Origin of the sequence: Paracoccus kondratievae (genome assembly GCF_009301415.1) — a bacterium.
GTDB classification, from domain to species: Bacteria; Pseudomonadota; Alphaproteobacteria; order Rhodobacterales; family Rhodobacteraceae; genus Paracoccus; species Paracoccus kondratievae.
Genome location: NZ_CP045072.1, coordinates 1688249 through 1706220, shown reverse-complemented (window position 1 = coordinate 1706220; position 17972 = coordinate 1688249). Strand labels below are relative to the sequence as shown.

At 61.7% G+C, this 17972-nt stretch carries 15 protein-coding genes; 6 read left to right on the top strand and 9 right to left on the bottom strand.

The features are described from left to right. Positions 1-8: 8 nt before the first annotated feature. Positions 9-1679: an NAD+ synthase gene (locus F8A10_RS08590; protein WP_010395541.1), complete on the bottom strand. Its 1671-nt coding sequence runs from the start codon at positions 1677-1679 to the stop codon at positions 9-11. Between the two features lie 131 nt (positions 1680-1810). On the opposite strand from F8A10_RS08590, the gene F8A10_RS08585 reads away from it, so the two are divergent. Then, positions 1811-3265, top strand: a complete 1455-nt coding sequence (locus F8A10_RS08585) for an MORN repeat-containing protein (protein WP_152367134.1) — start codon at positions 1811-1813, stop codon at positions 3263-3265. Positions 3266-3274: 9 nt separating this feature from the next. Here F8A10_RS08585 and F8A10_RS08580 read toward each other — a convergent pair whose 3' ends face one another. From F8A10_RS08580 to F8A10_RS21825, 5 genes are all read right to left on the bottom strand, one after another. Continuing rightward, positions 3275-4132: a carbon-nitrogen hydrolase family protein gene (locus F8A10_RS08580; protein ID WP_193668201.1), complete on the bottom strand. Its 858-nt coding sequence runs from the start codon at positions 4130-4132 to the stop codon at positions 3275-3277. Between the two features lie 8 nt (positions 4133-4140). After that, a complete protein-coding gene (locus F8A10_RS08575; protein WP_152367132.1) occupies positions 4141-4722 on the bottom strand; it encodes a GNAT family N-acetyltransferase in 582 nt (193 codons plus the stop codon). Continuing rightward, positions 4719-5120 carry a ketosteroid isomerase-related protein gene (locus F8A10_RS08570; RefSeq protein ID WP_010395534.1) on the bottom strand — a complete coding sequence of 134 codons (402 nt, stop codon included), beginning with the start codon at positions 5118-5120 and terminating at the stop codon, positions 4719-4721. The genes F8A10_RS08575 and F8A10_RS08570 overlap by 4 nt, the downstream gene beginning before the upstream one ends. A gap of 114 nt (positions 5121-5234) precedes the next feature. Then, complete coding sequence (locus F8A10_RS08565; RefSeq protein WP_010400754.1) at positions 5235-5903, bottom strand: ABC transporter ATP-binding protein; 669 nt, start codon at positions 5901-5903, stop codon at positions 5235-5237. A gap of 3 nt (positions 5904-5906) precedes the next feature. After that, a complete protein-coding gene (locus F8A10_RS21825; RefSeq protein WP_152366934.1) occupies positions 5907-7619 on the bottom strand; it encodes a capsule biosynthesis protein in 1713 nt (570 codons plus the stop codon). A gap of 173 nt (positions 7620-7792) precedes the next feature. Between F8A10_RS21825 and F8A10_RS08555 the strand changes: the two genes are divergently transcribed. After that, positions 7793-8545 (top strand): ABC transporter permease, encoded by a 753-nt coding sequence (locus tag F8A10_RS08555; RefSeq protein ID WP_010400760.1) that lies wholly within the window; start codon positions 7793-7795, stop codon positions 8543-8545. On the opposite strand, the gene F8A10_RS08550 is transcribed toward F8A10_RS08555, so the two are convergent. Further along, positions 8542-11736, bottom strand: a complete 3195-nt coding sequence (locus F8A10_RS08550; protein ID WP_152367131.1) for a calcium-binding protein — start codon at positions 11734-11736, stop codon at positions 8542-8544. The two genes, F8A10_RS08555 and F8A10_RS08550, sit on opposite strands and share 4 nt — an antisense overlap. A gap of 198 nt (positions 11737-11934) precedes the next feature. On the opposite strand from F8A10_RS08550, the gene rfbC reads away from it, so the two are divergent. Genes rfbC through rfbA form a run of 4 tightly spaced genes read left to right on the top strand, consistent with a single transcriptional unit; the run spans position 11935 to position 15288 of the window. Next, entirely contained in the window at positions 11935-12516 is a 582-nt protein-coding gene (gene rfbC, locus F8A10_RS08545) for a dTDP-4-dehydrorhamnose 3,5-epimerase (RefSeq protein WP_010400422.1), read from the top strand. After that, a complete protein-coding gene (rfbB, locus tag F8A10_RS08540; protein WP_010400421.1) occupies positions 12513-13550 on the top strand; it encodes a dTDP-glucose 4,6-dehydratase in 1038 nt (345 codons plus the stop codon). Before rfbC ends, rfbB begins: the two co-directional genes overlap by 4 nt. Further along, the gene (rfbD, locus tag F8A10_RS08535; protein WP_152367130.1) at positions 13547-14398 is read left to right on the top strand and encodes a dTDP-4-dehydrorhamnose reductase; all 852 of its coding nucleotides are present in this window, start codon (positions 13547-13549) and stop codon (positions 14396-14398) included. The genes rfbB and rfbD overlap by 4 nt, the downstream gene beginning before the upstream one ends. Further along, on the top strand, positions 14395-15288 hold the full coding sequence (gene rfbA / locus F8A10_RS08530; RefSeq protein WP_152367129.1) for a glucose-1-phosphate thymidylyltransferase RfbA: 894 nt from the start codon (positions 14395-14397) through the stop codon (positions 15286-15288). The genes rfbD and rfbA overlap by 4 nt, the downstream gene beginning before the upstream one ends. Before the next feature lie 1164 nt (positions 15289-16452). Here the strand turns inward: rfbA and F8A10_RS08525 are convergent. Then, complete coding sequence (locus tag F8A10_RS08525) at positions 16453-17484, bottom strand: glycosyltransferase (RefSeq protein ID WP_152367128.1); 1032 nt, start codon at positions 17482-17484, stop codon at positions 16453-16455. Then, positions 17465-17971, bottom strand: a complete 507-nt coding sequence (locus F8A10_RS08520) for a hypothetical protein (protein WP_152367127.1) — start codon at positions 17969-17971, stop codon at positions 17465-17467. The genes F8A10_RS08525 and F8A10_RS08520 overlap by 20 nt, the downstream gene beginning before the upstream one ends. Between the last annotated feature and the right edge of the window lies 1 nt (position 17972).

The following is a 17972-nucleotide window of genomic DNA, read 5'->3' as shown; positions in this document are numbered from 1 at the left end:
TTCTATGCTCAAAGGCTGTCGCGCCAGCGGTTGACCAGCGGATAGCGCCGGTCAAGCCAGAATGCCTTGGTCGAGATACGCGGCCCGGGCGCGGCCTGATAGCGTTTCCATTCGCTGCCATAAAGCAGCGCCTCGACCTTTCTGACCGTATCGGGGTCAAAGCCCTGCGCGACCAGATCGCTTAGCGCCAGATCTTTTTCGACCAGCCCTTCAAGGATTGCATCCAGCACCTCATAAGGGGGCAGGCTGTCCTGATCCTTTTGGTTCGGGCGCAACTCGGCCGAGGGGGGCTTGGTGATGATCTGGGGCGGGACGACCTCGCCCGTGCGCCCCAGCATCCAGTCACGGTGGTTGCGGTTGCGCCAGCGGCAGGTTTCGAACACCCGGGTCTTGTACAGGTCCTTGATCGGGTTATAGCCGCCCGCCATGTCGCCATAGATCGTCGCATAGCCGACCGCGACCTCGGATTTGTTGCCGGTGGTCAAAAGCAACTCGCCGAACTTGTTCGACAGCGCCATCAGCATGACGCCGCGCAGGCGGGACTGGATGTTTTCCTCGGTCGTGTCGGGCCTGGTCCCCTCCATCAGATGGGCCAGCGCATCCGAGACAGCGTCGCGTGCGCCCTCGATATGGACAGTGTCGAGACGCACCCCCAGCCGGTCCGCGCAATCTTTGGCATCATCCAGGCTGGCCTGCGAGGTGTATTCGCTGGGCAGCATGACACAGCGGACATTCTCGGGGCCGATGGCATCGCAGGCGATGGTGGCAACCAGCGCCGAGTCGATACCGCCTGACAAGCCCAGAACCACCTTGCGAAAGCCCGATTTGCGCATGTAATCGCGCAGGCCCAGCATCATGGCGTGATAGTCCTGTTCCCATTCGTCGGGCTGGGGGTCCATCTGGCCCGACACCGCGCGCCAGCCCTGGGGCGTGCGCTCAAGATCGACATGGGTCAGGATTTCGTCAAAGGGGGCAAGCTGCATGACCTTGACGACGCCGCCGTTCTCGCCGGGGTTCAGGACAAAGCTGGCACCGTCATAGATCTGATCGTCCTGTCCACCGACCGAGTTCAGATAGATCAGCGGCAGGCCGGTTTCGACGACACGGGCGACCATGTGGCCCATGCGCAGGTCCAGTTTGTTGCGGTGATAGGGGCTGCCATTCGGGACCAGAAGCAGCTCGGCCCCGGTCTCGGCCAGCGTCTCACTGACCGCAGGCCACCAGGCGTCTTCGCAGATCGGGCTGCCGATGCGCAGACCATCAAGGCTGTAGGGTCCCGAGATCGGCCCGACATCGAAAAGCCGCATCTCGTCGAAAAGCTGTTTGTGGGGCAGCTCGTGCTTAAGCACCCGCGCAGCCACCTTACCACCTTTAAGGATCCAGTAGGCGTTATAAAGCCGGTCCCCCTCGGCATAGGGGCCGCCGATGCCGATGGCGGGGCCTTCGGCGCAGTCCTGCGCAAGGGTTTCGATCCGCGACATCGCTTCGCGGGTGAAGCCCGGTTTCAGCACCAGGTCCTGGGTCTGGTAGCCGGTGACGAACATTTCGGGCAGGGCAAGCAGGTTCGCGCCAGCCGCGCGCGCCTGTTCCCATGCCTGGCGGGCCTTTTCGGCATTGCCGGGCAAATCGCCCACGGTGGGGTTAAGCTGCCCAAGGGTGATACGGAACCTGTCGGTCATGGCACTTCCTTAACGGATTTCGCTATCTGTGATAGGCGAGGGAGCGGCAAAGGAAAAGTCGGGCTTTGCGCCTGTGCGCACCTTGCGATAAACCGATGGCAAAAGCAGCAACGAGGCGGAGTGCAGGATCCATGAAGGCAGCCCTTGTCGCCTGCGCGATGATTCTGGCTGGCGCAGGTATGGCCGGCGCGCAGTCGGTCATCACCAAACAATATGATGACGGCGGCGTCTATGAGGGCACCTTCCGCAATGGCAAGCAGCATGGGCGGGGGACCTACAGGCTGCCCTCGGGCTATGAATATACCGGCGACTGGGTTGAGGGTGAGATTCTGGGGCAGGGTATCGCCAAGTTCCCCAATGGCTCGGTCTACGAGGGCACCTTTGCCAAGGGCAAGCCGAACGGCAAGGGCAAGATCACCTACGCCGATGGCGGCAGCTACGAAGGCGACTGGCAGGACGGCCAGATCACCGGGCGGGGGATCGCGCGCTATGCCAATGGCTCGGTCTATGAGGGCGCGTTTCAGAACGCCCTGCACCACGGCAAGGGCGTCCTGACCCAGCCGAACGGCTATCGCTATGAAGGTGACTGGAAACAGGGCATCAAGGACGGTCTGGGCAAGATCACCTACCCTGACGGTGCCACCTATGAAGGCGAGATGAAGGCCAATCAGCGCTCGGGTCAGGGTAAGCTGACGATGCCCGACGGCTTGACATATGACGGCGGCTGGCTGGCCGGTCAGATGTCAGGTCAGGGCAAACTGACCCAGCCGTCTGGCGACAGCTACGAGGGCCGCTTTGCCAACGGCAAACGTGAGGGTAAGGGCGTTGCGCTATATGCCAACGGCGATCGTTACGAAGGCGATTTCCGCGCAGACAAGCGCTGGGGCGTCGGCACGTTCACCGGCACCGACGGTTATGTCTATACCGGGGATTGGGTCGAAGGCCGTATGGAGGGTCTTGGCCGCATCACCTATCCCGATGGCTCGGTCTATGAAGGTGCGTTAAAGAACGATCTGCCGGACGGGCGCGGCCTTATCACCTATCCCGATGGTGCAAGCTATGACGGTGATTGGGTCGCAGGCATGATCGAGGGGCAGGGCGTGGCCAAATACGCCAACGGTCTGATCTATGAGGGCGGTTTCAAACGCGGCCGCAACGAGGGGCAGGGCCGCATGACCTATCCTGACGGCTATGTCTATAACGGCGCGTGGCGCGATGGGCAGCGCCACGGGCAGGGGCAGGCAACCTATGCCGACGGCACGACCTATGACGGATCTTTCGTCAACGGTTTGCGCCATGGCAAAGGGCGGCTGATCGCTCCGGACGGTTTCCGCTATGAAGGCAGCTGGAAAGAGGGTGAGATCGACGGCGAAGGCGTCGCCACCTATGCCAATGGTGACATCTACACCGGCCATTTCGTGATGGGCAAACGGCAGGGCGCGGGTGTGATGCGCTATGCGACCGGAGAGGTCGCCGCAGGGGAATGGGACGACAACCGTCTGGCCGTGCCGACCGAGGGCGCAGAGCCCGAAGGGGCGGGCACCCCTGAAGGCGTAGTGCCCGCCGAGCCTGCGGTCGGCGAATAAAGGACGGGCTTAATCTATCAGCCGTGCCTGAGCGCTTTCGGGCCAATGCGCAAAGGGCAGCACGCGCCCGTTGCGGCGGCTTTCAGCCACGCGGTCCAGATCAACCTCGGCCTTGACCCAGCCGGGCTGATCCAGCGGCCCCTCGGCCAGAATGCCGTTTTCCGGCCAAAGCCCGTCGGGGGGTGCATAGATCGCCGCCGCACCACGGTTTTCGTCAATGGCCGGATTCCAGTCCACCTCTCCGACTGTCGGGGCATGTACCACGATGCATTGGTTTTCCAGCGCCCGGGCCATCGCGCCGATGCGGACCCGGTTGAACCCGGCAATCGTATCAGTGCAAGAGGGGGTCAGGATGATCTCGACCCCCGCCTCGGCCAGCACGCGGCCCAGCAGGGGGAATTCGCTATCATAACAGATCAGCACACCCAGCCGCCCGACCGGGGTGTCAAAGACGCGCAGCCCTGGCGCGCCGACAACATCCCAATCCTCGCGTTCGAACCGGGTCATGACCTGTTTGTCCTGATGGCCGATCCGTCCTTGGGGGCCGAACAGCACCGCGCGGTTGACCGGGCGCGGCCCCTCGAAACAGGGACCCGAAGCGGCAAGGATATGCACCCCGTGCTGTGCCGCCAGCTCGGTATGCAGCGCATCGCGCGCTGTCTCATGGCGGGCCACCTCGTGCAGCGAAGCCTCAAGATCGCACGCGACTTCGCGTCCTCCCAGCGAGGCGAGTTCCATCGCGCTATATTCGGGAAACACCAGCAGATCGCAGTCAGCCGCATCCTTGACCCAGGCCGAGATCTTGGCGCGATAGGCGTTGAAATCCCCAAGCCAGTCAAAGGGATAGGCGGCGGCGGCGATCTTGATGATGCGGGTCACAGCTCTTTCATCCAGAATTGCAGGGGTTTGCGGCTTTGGGTGGACTCGCCGATATCGCGCCATTCGAATTCGGCTACGACCCCGGGCAGGGGGGCATAGCCGCGCTTGCGCCAGAACCCGTCGAGGGGCAGGTAATCCGCAGGCCGTGCCGGATGGTCTGCGGGGCGGATCACGCTGCAAAATGCGCTGAAGCGGCGGCCAAGTGCCCGGCCCTGCGCCTCGCGCCCGTCAAAGAAGACATGGCCCAGCCCGCGGCCGCGGTATTCGGGCAGCAGGACCGACTCGGCGCAGTAAAAGATCTGGTCCAAAGGTTCGGGTCGCCCTGCAAAGGCGGCTGCGAAGTCATCGGCGTGATCCTCCATCGGCGCACCGGTGGCGGCACCGATCATACGCCCGCCGTCCCAGGCGGCGACGACGACCGCGCCGGGCGATTCATAGGCGCGCAGGTAATTGCGCTCATATTCCAGATCGCCGTCATAGAGATAGGGCCAGTCGCGAAACACCGAGATGCGCAGCCGTGCCAGATCATCCAGCACGGCGGTCACGGCTGCTCCGGTCAGGGTTTCGGTGCGGATCACGCCGAGACCTGTCGCGTCCAGTCGGTCAGGTTGTAATAGGTCGTCACCCGGGCGATCTTGCCGTTACGGATGGTGAAAAAAGTTCCGGCGGGCAGAACATATTTCTGGCCCCTGGCCTCCGGCAGGCCCTCATCGGTGGCCAGATAGGTGCCGTTGACGACGAATTCGGCCGCGGCACGATCCCCGGCCTCATTGGCAAAGATGACGATATCCGTCAGCACTTCCCTGTAGCAACGGGTCATATGGGCGTTGAATTCCGCGAATTTTTCTTTGCCGCGCCGGATGCCGCCTTCATTGACGTGATGTTCGACATCGTCATGCAGATAGCTCAGCATCTCGTCGGTGCGACCGGCGTTGAATGCGGCGTAATAGGCGGTGATCAGGGCCTTGCTGTCCATCGGAACCTCCTTGTTTCGATCCCTCTAGCGCGAGGCGGGGGCTGCGTCACCTCCACCCTTAGGCGGAGGCGCGATAATGCACCGGTTCTGACGTATTCCTGCCGTTTTTTATTTTCATTTTTTTGGAGGTATTTTCATGATTTCTTCGTGTTTTGCGATTGCCTTTTCGAGGTCGTCAAAGACGGTGAGTTTTCCCCGGTCGAGTACGGCGCCCATGTTGCACATCTTGCGGATCATCGGCATCGAATGGCTGACCACGATCGCCGAAGAACTCGCCATACGGTCGGCAAAGACGCGCTGCGACTTGGCGCGGAAATTGGCGTCGCCCACGCTGGTCACCTCATCGACCAGATAGGTGTCAAAATGGATCCCCATCGAGGTCCCCATCGCCAGACGCGACCGCATCCCCGAGGAGTAACTTGCGAATGGCTGGTGGTAATGGGCGCCAAGCTCGGCAAAATCCTCGACGTAATCGACCAGCTCATCGGTATCGACGCCGTAAATCCGCGCCACAAAGCGCACGTTCTGCGCCCCGGTCAGCTCGCCATGGAAACTGCCGGCAAAACCCACCGGCCATGAGATGGTGCCATCCGACAGCACCCGCCCCGAGGTCGGCGCCACCGTCCCGGCAATCATCCGCAAAAGCGTCGATTTGCCCGCCCCGTTGCGCCCAAGAAGCGCAACCGAAGCACCGGTCGGAAACACCGCGTTGATATTGTCCGCAACCTGCGTCTCGCGCCCCTTGAGACGATAGATCTTGGTCAGGTTCTCCAGCCAGATCATCGCTTAGCGGCGGTCCCGGACACTGTAATAGATCAGCACAAGGATCGACCAGCCGGCCAGCAGCAGCCCCGCCACCATGGCCAGCAGCCAGGGACGGTTCGGCTCGGTCGCGCTCTGCGCCACCTTGGGCTCGATATGGGCGGCAAGATAGCGTGCCTGGCGCTGCGTCTCGGCCAGGGCCGTCTCATAGGCGATCCGCGCCGAACGATAGGCACCCTCGGCAAATTCACGGTCCACGGCCAGCTTTTCATATTCCGCCATCAGCTGGGCATAGCTCTCGCCCGCAGGGCCCTGGCCCTCGGCGCCGAACTTGCTGCGCTCGGCCTCGATCAGCCGGCGCAGGGCCTCGATCTTTTGCTGGGCCTGAACCACCCGGTGATCGGTCGGCTGGGCATTGTCCAGCAGCAGGTCATGGGCAACCAGCGCCTCGGCCAGCTGCGCCTGCAACCCGCTCAGCACCCCCATCTGGCCGGCCAGATCGGCCTCGGGGTCGACGATCTGCGAGCGCATGCGAAAGGCGGTCATCGCCTGGCGCGTCTCGGTCAGCTCGGCGCGGGCCTTGTCAAGCTCGGCCCGGGCAAGGCGCGTCGCGTCGTTGCGGGCGACGGTCGAGATCTCGTTGATCTTGTCCGAACTGGCCTGGAACACCGCCGCCGCGATCGCCTGCGCATCCTCGGGGGTAAAGGCGCTGACCTTCAGCGTGATAAGCTGGGTGCTGCTGTCGTAAAGCACCTTGACCTGGCGCTGCCAGTAATCGGTCAGATCCTCAATGTGGTTTTCGGGATTGAAGGCAAAGACAAAATCATGCGGCCAGGCGCGCGAGAAACGGGCGTGCAGGTCAAGCTCGGCGTCGATCCGCTCGACCATGTCCTGGCTGCGGATATATTCGTAAAGCACATCGGTATCGGCCGCCCCGCCGCCACCGGCCAGTGGCGACAGCCCGCCCAAAAGCTCGATCGAGGGGGCGGCCTGTTCGTTGCGCACCGTAAAGCCGACGGTCGAGACATATTGATCGCTGGCCCGCAGCCACAGATAGGCAGCCCAGATCAGCGTCGGCAGCACCACCAGCGCAAGGAATGAGCCAAGCATCAGCCAATGCCGCCGCCGCGGCTGGGCGATGCCGACCGGCGGCCGCACCGGCTGGGCGGGCACCGCCCTGGCCGGGGTCGTGGCCACAGCCCGGGCCGGGGTCGGCGCCACCGGTTTGGCAACCGGCTTTGCTGCAGGCTTGGCGACGGGCCTGGCCACCGCCTTGGCCGGAGGCTGTGCCGCGGGTTTGGCCGCGGCAGCCGCAGGTTTGGCCGCGGCAGCGGGTGCAGGCTCCTGCATGGGACGGACCGGAATCGGCCTGGCCTCCTGCTCCTGCGGGCGCAGCGCCGGAGGATTGGTCTTGCCCGCCGCAGGCTGCGGCCCGGTCACCTGCGGTCCGGTCACCTGCGGCCCGGCCACCTGCGGCTGGGCCACCTGCGGCTGGGCCACCTGCGGCTGGGCGCGTGACGCATCCGCCTGACCCGCATCCGCAGGCCCGGCGGGCTGGGCCGGCTGAGCCTTGGCCCCCAGGCCCTGCTGCTGCTGAAAGGGACGTTGCGCGACGGCCGGCGCGGCCGTTTGCGGCGCAGCGGGCGCAGCCGCCTCGGGGGCGGGGCTTGCGCTGGCTTGCTGCCGGGCGGCCGGCTGGCCGGTCTTGTCACCGGCCGGAGGAGAAGAGGTGGTCACGGGCGGGGGCCTTCGCTGGTTTACCTTTCGACTGCAGTTGTTACATATTGCCGCCCGTACAGACCAGCGTTTGCGTTCACATGTCCGATATCGCCCCCGTTCCGGCACGCCCCGTTCCAGCATCCCCGGACCGCCGTCCCCAGCGGCCCGGCCGGCATGGGCCGCGTTTCCGCATGGTCCGCACCGTGACCGCCCTGATGCTGCGAGAAATCGCCACAACCTATGGCCGCTCGGTCGGCGGCTATATCTGGGCGATTCTCGAACCGGTCCTGGGGGTGGCGCTGCTTAGCGTGCTCTTCAGCCTTGCGCTGCGCAGCCCGGGGCTCGGGTCGAACTTTCCGCTGTTTTACGCCACGGGCTTCCTGCCCTTTGCGATGTTTCACGACCTGTCCAGTAAAACCGCGGCGGCAATCCGCTTTTCCAGGCCGTTTCTTGCCTATCCCAGCGTGACCTTCATCGATGCGCTGATCGCACGGGTGGTGCTGAACGTGCTGACCCATGCCACGGTCATCGCCATCGTCATCTCCGGCATCTATGTCGCCTTTCAGCTGCCCGGTCCGGTGGACCTTGCCCCCGTGCTCGAGGCACTGCTGCTGCTTGCCCTGCTGGGCATGGGCGTCGGCACGCTGAACTGTTTTCTGATCACCAGCTTTCCGATCTGGGAGCGGATCTGGAGCATCATCACACGCCCCCTCTTTCTCGTCTCGGGCATCTTCTTTCTCTACGACCTCATGCCCGCAAAGGCCCAGGCGCTCTTGTGGTACAACCCCCTTATCCATTGCATCGGACTGATGAGACGAGGCTTCTACCCCACATATGAGGCCGCATATGTCAGCAGAACATATGTCCTGACCGTCGCTATAACACTCATCGTCGCAGGGCTCGCACTGCTCGAAAAAAAACACAAAAAATTACTCGAACGCTAAAGAAGGAAAGACGATTCGGTCAGGGTTACCGGCCCTGCTACCTCGATCGTCAGATCGGCGCGACCGTCCCCGTCCATGTCGATCAGCAGGCGCTGCAGTTCGGGGGATAGCTGTTCCAGACGAATCTGGCCTGCGCCCGAGAACTCCTGGCAGCCGATAAAGGTCAGGTTGAGACCCGAAAGGTCGATCCTGTCGAGGTCCGGCTGGAAATCCAGGATGGTATCGGTACTGCCGTCCAGGTCCTCTGGTGAGTTGAAGACAAAAATGTCAGCTCCGGCTCCGCCGATCAGCGTATCATGACCCCGGCCACCCTGTAGTCGGTCATTTCCGTCATTGCCTTTGAGCAGGTCATGACCGTCGCCGCCAAACAGCACATCATCGCCAGTACCGCCGTCCAGATCGTCATGACCGGTACCACCATCCAGCCGGTCAGCGCCATCACCACCGCGAAGCACATCGTTTCCAGTGCCGCCGTATAGCGCGTCGTTGCCAGCGCCTCCGATCAGCGTGTCGTTACCGCTGTCGCCAGAAAGCGTGTCATTTCCGGCATCGCCTTGCAGCCAGTCGTTGCCCGTGCCGCCAGATAACGAGTCCCGGCCATCCCCGCCACGCAGGGTGTCGTTCCCGCTGTCGCCGTAAAGGACATCATCGCCTATACTGCCATCGACCAGATCATGCCCTTCACCACCATAGATGGTGTCGTTTCCGGCCCCGCCATATAGACGATCGTGGTCCTGCTGGCCCTTGATGAGGTCATCGCCGTCATCGCCGTAAATCGTGTCATGGCCTGCCCCTCCCTCCAAGGTGTCATTTCCGGTGCCGCCGCGCAGAACGTCCAGTCCCGCCCCACCAAGGAGTTTGTCGTTGCCTGCCCCTCCGTCAAGCAGGTCGTCCCCGGCATCGCCCATCAGTACATCGTTGCCGCTACCCCCCAGCAGCGTGTCATTGCCGGTTCCACCGGCCATCCGGTCGTTTCCAGTACCGCCGTAGAGCCGGTCGTTTCCCGCACCGCCGATCAGGCTGTCGTTGCCAGCCCCGCCGTCAAGGACATCGTCGCCTGCGTCTCCTTGCAGGAAGTCATTGCCGTTGCCGCCGGAAAGCGAATCGTTTCCGGTCCCACCGACCATCCGGTCGTCGCCGTTTCCGCCGATCATCCGGTCGTTTCCAGCGCCACCGACCATCCGATCGTTTCCATCGCCGCCGATCATCCGGTCGTTTCCTGCACCGCCGATCATCCGGTCGTTCCCGGGCCCGCCGTCCAGCAGATCATTGCCTGCGCCTGCGATCAGCACGTCATTCCCTTCGCCGCCCACCAGAGTGTTGTGGCCGTGTGTGTCGTGGAGGGTGTCGTTCCCGTCGTCTCCGCGCAGAATGTCATTGCCGCTTTCGCCATACAGGCTGTCATTTCCCGCCCCGCCATAGAGCGTGTCATTTCCCGGCCCGCCGTATAGCCTGTCGTTTCCTGCGCCGCCGTAAAGCCTGTCATTCCCCGCGCGGCCATAAAGCCGGTCGTGGCCGCCGCCGCCCAACAGCGAGTCATTGCCGGTCCCCCCGTCGAGAGTATCGTTTCCGTCCCTGCCTATCAGCCTGTCGTTGCCAGCAAGGCCATAGACTTTCGAGCCGTAGCGGCTGGCGACCAGCTTGTCGTTGCGCGCCGTGCCGACCACTTTGGTGGTCATGTCCGGTGGCGCGTAATGCCCGATCGGGAAAAGGGATTCGTCAAAGGAGTTCGCCTGCAGCGTCGTCTTGTCGCGTGTCATGATTACAAGAACCGTTTTTCCATAAAAGATTTTTATTCCATAGGCTTGCGGCCGGAACACCAGCTGTCCCGTGCTGCGGATCATGTCCAGGAAGGATAGGTCCAGCTTGTCGACGCCAAGCTCGAAATCGGTGATGGTGATCGTGCCGTTGACCTCCATCGGGACGAATGTGTCCGCTCCTTTACCACCGGTCATCCTCACCGGGCTGCTACCGGCGATCAGGATGTCGTCGCCCGCCCCGCCGTCCATATGCGTGGTTTTGGCGCTGGCCTGCATCATGTCGCTGCCAGCGGTGCCGATCTGCTTGCCGGCGCCGACCACCTTCGTCAGGCCGATGCCTCCCGGGTCAAAGGCGAATTGCGTGATGCCTTTTTCGGTGCGGGATGAGACAAAGAGCGCGATCTTGCCGTCGATCACCATGGCCGACAGGGCTGAGACATCGGCGAGGGTCAGTTTGTCTGTGTCGACCAGTGTTTCCAGATGCATCAGCCGTCCATCGGGCAACATGGTAAAGACGCTGAGCCCGTCATCGCCGCCGCCGACAAAGATGAAGGCGCGGCCGTCCATCATCACGGTTTCCAGTGCGGTGGCCCCGGCAAATCGGGTCGTGCGCTCGTCAATGATGTGATCCACCGGCTCAAGCGCGCCGTCATAGGTCAGCCGCATCGTGGTCAGCGACGAGCTTTGCGCCGAGGCGACCACCAGATAGGTTACGGCTCCAACCGTCACCGTGCCCAGATGTGTCGGCTGGTTCATGCCGAGGCCGCGGTCCGCCCATAGCATCTGCGCAGTCCCTACCGAGCCGTCGGCATGGATCATCTGCACCGCGACATAGTTGCCCATGGCCGAGGCCGAGATGATGAAGCTGCGATCCCCCAGCTGCGTCACCAGCATGTCGTTTATTTCGGCCCCCTGAACGCCCGGGCCGGTCGGCAGCGCGACATCGGTGAGGTGGCTGATCTTGCCCTTGTCGCCGAACTTCCAGATCTCGAACCCGGTCTGCCCGTCGCGCGCGAAATAGAAAAACCGGCCCTCGGTCGTCTCGAACTCGCCCAGCTGGACGATATCGCCGGATTGTTTGCCCTTCAGCAGCCGGATGCTCTCTGCAAAGCTGCCGTCATCATCCAGCAGGAACCCCGAGCCGAGCGTTTCGCGCATGCCGGTGCCAAACAGAACCGGTCCGCTGTTGAGGGTGATGATGCTGGCCCCCGGCGTGCCGGCATATTGGAACGATTGCGGATAGGCATGGCGGTCGATCATCTCGATCGGCTGGTCGGCCGAGGTGATGCGATAGGCGGCCATGCCTCCACCGACATGGGTAACGCTGTAAAGCGTGTATCCATCGGTTCCGGCATGGGTTTGCAGGTCCGTGATATTGGTCACGAAACTTGTCGCTGGGCCGGTATAGGTGGCAACGTGACGGTAACGCATGGCAGGATCGCTTGTGGTAGTTCATCGCGGGGTCATCCCGCCGCCCTAACAAAGTGCTAACCCCGCCGGATAAGTCACCCATTATTCCCCGTGCATTTTAATGGTCTCACGCTTAGTCTGCGCGTTACATGCATGGCTTGTGCGTGGTTCCGAGTTCCTCCATACCGCTGATGCGACAAGTAGACTGGTTAAAGACCGATGCAGATTCAAAAGACCTCGTTGCCGGGCGTGCTGATCATTGTTCCGTCCCGTTTCGGTGACGAACGCGGGTTTTTCAGCGAAAGCTGGAGCCGCAGGACATTGCACGAGGCGGGGCTCGACCTGCCAGAGTTCGTTCAGGACAATCACTCTCTTTCCTCCGCTGTCGGAACGCTGCGTGGATTGCATTTCCAGTCGCCGCCGCATGCGCAAGGCAAGCTGGTGCGCTGTGGGCGCGGGCGGCTTTTCGACGTCGCGGTCGATATCCGTAAAGGCAGTCCGACTTATGGAAAATGGACTGGCTGTGAGCTGTCTTTTGAGAATGGATGCCAGCTGTGGGTACCGGCGGGCTTTCTGCACGGCTTTGTGACGCGCGAGCCGGACACGGAAATCCTCTACAAATGTACAGACCATTACGCGCCCGATTGCGACGGGGCGGTAGCCTGGGACAGTATCGGCATCGACTGGGGCCTGACAGATCCACCGATTCTGTCGGCCAAGGACGCCAGGGCCCCGGCATTGAACGAGTTCGACAGCCCTTTCACCTATCAAGGGCCCTTTGATTACGAGGCGAGGCTATGAAGATTCTGGTGACCGGTGGCGCGGGGTTCATCGGTTCGGCAGTGGTGCGGCTGGCGGTGGCGCGCGGGCATGAGGTAGTGAACCTAGATGCGCTGACCTATGCGGCTAATCTGGCGAATGTGGCCTCGGTCGCGGACAGCCCGCTTTATCGTTTCGAACAGGCCGATATTCGCGACCGGGCGGCGCTTGATCGCATCCTCTCGACCCATAAGCCCGATGCGATCATGCACCTGGCTGCTGAAAGCCATGTGGATCGCTCGATCGACGGGCCGGGCGCATTCATCGAAACGAACGTGACCGGAACCTATAACCTGCTTGAGGCGGCGCGTGCCTACTGGACCACGCAGGGCCGGCCCGAGGGGTTCCGTTTCCACCATATCTCGACCGATGAGGTCTTTGGCTCTTTGGGCGAGACTGGCCAGTTCACCGAGACTACGCCCTATGACCCGCGCAGCCCCTATTCGGCCTCGAAAGCCGCATCCGATCATCTGGTCCGCGCCTGGCACGAGACCTATGGCCTGCCGGTGGTGCTGACCAATTGTTCAAACAATTACGGGCCTTTCCATTTTCCGGAAAAGCTGGTGCCAGTGGTGATCCTGAACGCTCTGCATGGCCGACCGATCCCAGTCTATGGTGATGGAGGCAACGTGCGCGACTGGCTTTATGTCGAGGATCACGCCGACGCGTTGCTGCTTGCCTTGGAAAAGGGCAGCCTGGGCCGCAGCTATAACATCGGTGGCGAGAATGAGGCGCGTAATATAGATCTGGTGCGGACCATTTGCGCCCATATGGACCATCTGCGCCCAGAATCCGCGCCGCATGACCGGCTGATCACCTTTGTTGCCGACCGGCCAGGTCACGACCGCCGCTATGCGATCGACCCGACCCGCATCCGTACCGAACTGGGTTGGCGCCCCTCGGTCACGGTCGAAGAGGGGCTCAGGCGTACTGTCGAATGGTACCTGAACAACGAAGACTGGTGGCGCCCGTTGCTGAGCCGTCAGGGCGTTGGCGAAAGGCTTGGCAAGGCATGAAGGGCCTTTTGGTCTTTGGCCGCACCGGACAGGTTGCAACCGAATTGGCCCGTCTGGTCCCCGAGGCGCGTTTTCTGGGACGCGATCAGGCTGATCTGACTGATCCGCAGGCTTGTGCTGCGGCAATTCGTACCTCGGGCTGTGCAGCGGTGCTGAACGCTGCTGCCTATACCGCCGTGGATCGCGCCGAATCCGAGCCAGATCTGGCGCGCGCCATCAATGCCGAGGCTCCGGTCGCAATGGCCCGGGCCGCCGCCGAACTGGGTGTGCCGTTCCTGCATATCTCGACCGATTACGTTTTTGACGGTTCGGGTGAACGGTCTTGGGACGAGACTGACCCGACTGGCCCGCTAGGCGTCTATGGCGCGACCAAGCTTGCGGGTGAGGTGGGCGTTGCCGGTGCGGGCGCGCAATGGGCGGTTATGCGAACCTCTTGGGTGTTTTCGGCCCATGGCGCCAATTTCGTCAAAACCATGCTGCGGCTGGGTGCCGAGCGTGAGGAGTTGCGCGTGGTTGCCGATCAGCACGGCGGCCCGACCCCTGCGGGTGATATTGCTGCCGCCTGTCTTGCCATGCTTGATACCATGCGCGCCGATCCTGCTCGGGGTGGCATTTATCATTTCGCGGGCGCGCCCGATGCCTCTTGGGCCGGTTTTGCGCGCGAGATCATGACGCAGGCGGGGCTGTCTTGCCGCGTGACCGAAATTGCCACCTCGGATTATCCCACACCTGCGCGGCGCCCGGCGAACTCACGCCTGAACTGTGCCGCCATTTCACGAGACTTCGGCATCAACCGCCCCGATTGGCGTGCCGGTCTCGCCAAGGTATTACAGGAGCTGAAACCATGACCCAATCCGGCACTCCAACCAGCCGACGCAAGGGCATTATTCTGGCCGGCGGTTCGGGCACGCGACTGTATCCGATCACCATGGGCGTGTCGAAACAGCTGTTGCCGATCTATGACAAGCCGATGATCTATTATCCGATTTCGGTGCTGATGCTTACGGGCATTCGTGAGATCGCGATCATCACCACGCCCGAGGATCAGGCACAATTTCAGCGTCTGCTGGGTGATGGCAGCCAATGGGGGCTAAGCTTCGAATACCTGGTGCAGCCCTCGCCCGACGGGTTGGCACAGGCCTATATCCTTGCCGAAGACTTCCTCTCCGGTGCGCCCTCGGCCATGGTGCTGGGCGACAATATTTTCTTTGGCCACGGCTTGCCAAATTTGTTGGCCTCGGCGGATCAGCGGACCGAAGGTGGTACGGTTTTTGGCTATCGCGTCGCCGATCCCGAGCGTTATGGCGTGGTCGATTTTGACCAGGACGGCCGTGCCCGCGCGATTATTGAAAAACCGCCTGTCCCGCCTTCGGATTATGCGGTGACGGGGCTTTATTTCCTTGACGGTACAGCGCCTGCGCGCGCGCGCGAAGTAAAGCCATCGGCTCGTGGTGAGCTTGAAATCACTACGCTGCTCGAGACTTATTTGCATGAGGGTCAGCTGACGGTCGAGAAGATGGGCCGGGGTTTCGCCTGGCTCGACACCGGCACTCACGCCAGCCTGCTCGATGCCGGCAACTTTGTGCGCACATTGGAACAGCGTCAAAGCTTGCAGACTGGCTGCCCGGAAGAGATTGCCTATGGCCAGGGCTGGATTGGCGCTGACCAACTGCGCGAGCAGGCACGCAAATTCGCCAAGAACGATTACGGCAACTACCTGGCGCGCCTGCTGAAGTAAGGTGGTCGTTGCTCACCCGGCATCTGGTGGATCGGGTTCAGGTGAAGAGTCCTGGCTCTGAGGTTCAGACTGACCCGCTCCCCGGATTGTCCGTGTTCAGACCAAGCCCATTTCGGGCTTGGTCCTTCTCTGACCGGTTGAGGTATCCCTGTGACGTTGAATGCAGCGGTGCAGGACCGGAGCGTGTCAAATGCAGAAGAGATCGACTGCAGGACATAAAGACAGTCGTCCTGTGACACCGGGACCTCTGCCTCCTCCTCGCTCGGAGTCGTCGAACAAGGTTTTTCGGCCCAGTCTTCATGTTCTCGACCGTGTGAGATTTCCGCCATTTCCCCACGACCTTTGGATTAATACTGCGGTTCATCGCGGTGGTCGAAGCTTCTGATCGCTGTATTGCTGCTCAGATGGTGCGCGCAGTCGTGGCGCCTTCGTGACGAACTCGTCCCATAAGGCATTCTTACATCCCAAAGAATGGATCGCCCATCAAACTGTGGGAACGAACGGTTAGGCTTTACAATAGCGCGGCCAAATCATTGGCCCTGCTGCTGCCGGAGCCCTTTCCGTACAACCGTTTTCTTACTGCGTCACAAACGGCTGCGCGGATCTCGGTTGAGTTGTGCGCAGCCAGGATATCAGAGCAAGCTGCGGGCGAGCGCTGCGGCAGGGAGTCGGCGGATGATGGTGATCGAGTTCTGGATGTGGCCGTCCGGATCTGATCGGCGGCGGCGCGGTGTCGAGAACTACAGGGAATGGGGGCCTTGCCACTTTGGGTAAAGATCGCCGGATGGTCACCGCACCTCAGCTTATTGCTCAGTGTGGAATGAACAGAGGTTTGCGGCGTTCATGTGGCACCGGAGTCTGCTGCTCATGATTCACGATGGCGCGTGGTGCATGACACTCAAGCCAAATCTTATGATGACTTGGTGCTCTGTCCCGGAACGGACAAGAATATTCGCGGCTATGATGACAGCGGTTTGCTCAAGGCGAGGTGGGGGCAGGCCGCGACGCGGTTGTCGGTACAGGCCACTAATGGATAAGATAGCGCCGCGCCGTTTTATCCGCCAAGGCAGCGCGGCGAATTTCAGATATCCACGCGTTGGTGGGTTGGGAAAGCAGGTCATGCCCTTTTCCTTCTCCCTCTCCCTCTCCGCATCGCCGATTGTTTTAGCTTGTATTTTTGGGGTCCGGAATGCGTAAGCGTCCGGTAAGAGCTGCTGCCAGAACTGCCAAGGTGCCCGTTCGGGTCTGCCGATAAAGCCGCAGCCGCAGCATTCCGTGAAAGGCATTTGGACCGCTGGCTTTCAAGATCTCTCCGAAACGCTCTAATAAGCGCTGGTTCTCGGGGAGTAGTCGGGAGGTGACAGGTTCCAGCGCCTTTTGGTTCCGTGCCAGCCAGTCCGCAAACTTTCCGTTTATCAGCATTGAGGCCCGTGCAGCCTTCGCTCGTGCCGTATCGTTCCGCCCCATCAGATTTTTCCGATGCTGGCGATAAAGCAGCACTTGCGCCCGGTCGCGCATGATACTCGCGCCCGCACCCGACAGGATTTGATAGGCCCACCAGTCATGCGAGATGATGCCTGCTGCTTCGGCTGCCGGGGCTGTCGCCTGCAACAGCCGAATCGCCTGCGAGTTGGCAAGGATCGTATTGCCCGGCAAACAGGCTTGGATCAGTGCGTTGCGAAACGTAAACGGTCCGGGGAAATGCGGTGCCGCGGCAAGCGGGTTCAGCGCCTCGTCGCAGATTGTTGTTCGCGCGGCATAAATCGCTGCATCTATGCGTCCGTGCAGGAAGGCCACGCCGCGCTCCAGCCGGTCCGGCAGCCAGACATCATCCTGATCGGCATAAGCCAGCCACCCACCGGCATCGACCCGTTGGGTCAGGTGCAGGAAGTTCCGGGTCGATCCTTGTCGGGGACCGTCTATCAGCTCTACTTGTCCCGAGGGGCGAGTGCGGGCAAACTCCGCAACAATCTGCCGCGTTCCATCCGTCGAGCCGTCGTCGGAAACAATCAGCTTCCAGTCTGAGATGCTTTGCGCAGCCAGACTGTCTAGCTGGGCGCGAATGAACCGCGCCCCGTTATAACTGGCCATGGCAATAGTGATCGGCGGATGCAACTGGGTCTCCGATAATATCGCCTCTTTCCTATAAGGATCCTGCGGATCGGGCCAGAGGGCGTTATTGCTCTTGTCGGCCAATATCCTCGATCAGAATGCGTCTGACATTCGGTCCCGCAGTCTTTTGCGCCGCTGCAAGCAGGGATGTTCGCAACTTTTGAAGCGTGACCTCAGAGGTGAAATTGCCATCAAAAGCGCCTGTATTTGCCTCGATCATTAGCGCATTGAGCAGGCTGTCCCGCAGGCGCAATTCTTGCGCTTCAATCTCGGCCTGGGCAGAGGCGGGGGTTTCGATGCCGAGTGACAGGATCATCACAGCTGTTGGTGAACCATTGCGCAGGACAGGCACAAAAAACTGGGTTGGAAAACGGAACCACCCAAGGGTGTCGTCCTTTGTTGTGGACGAGCTTTCGCCTTTGCCTGTTTGGGATGTGGCGTCAGCCTGTTCAGTAGCTATGCCTTGGATTCTGGTTTCATCTGCAGGCTTGGGCTCACCAAAAATATCGCCACTGATCGCCCCCCCCACGAAGGCCAGTACGGGCAGCAAGATTAGCAATAGTTTTTTCACG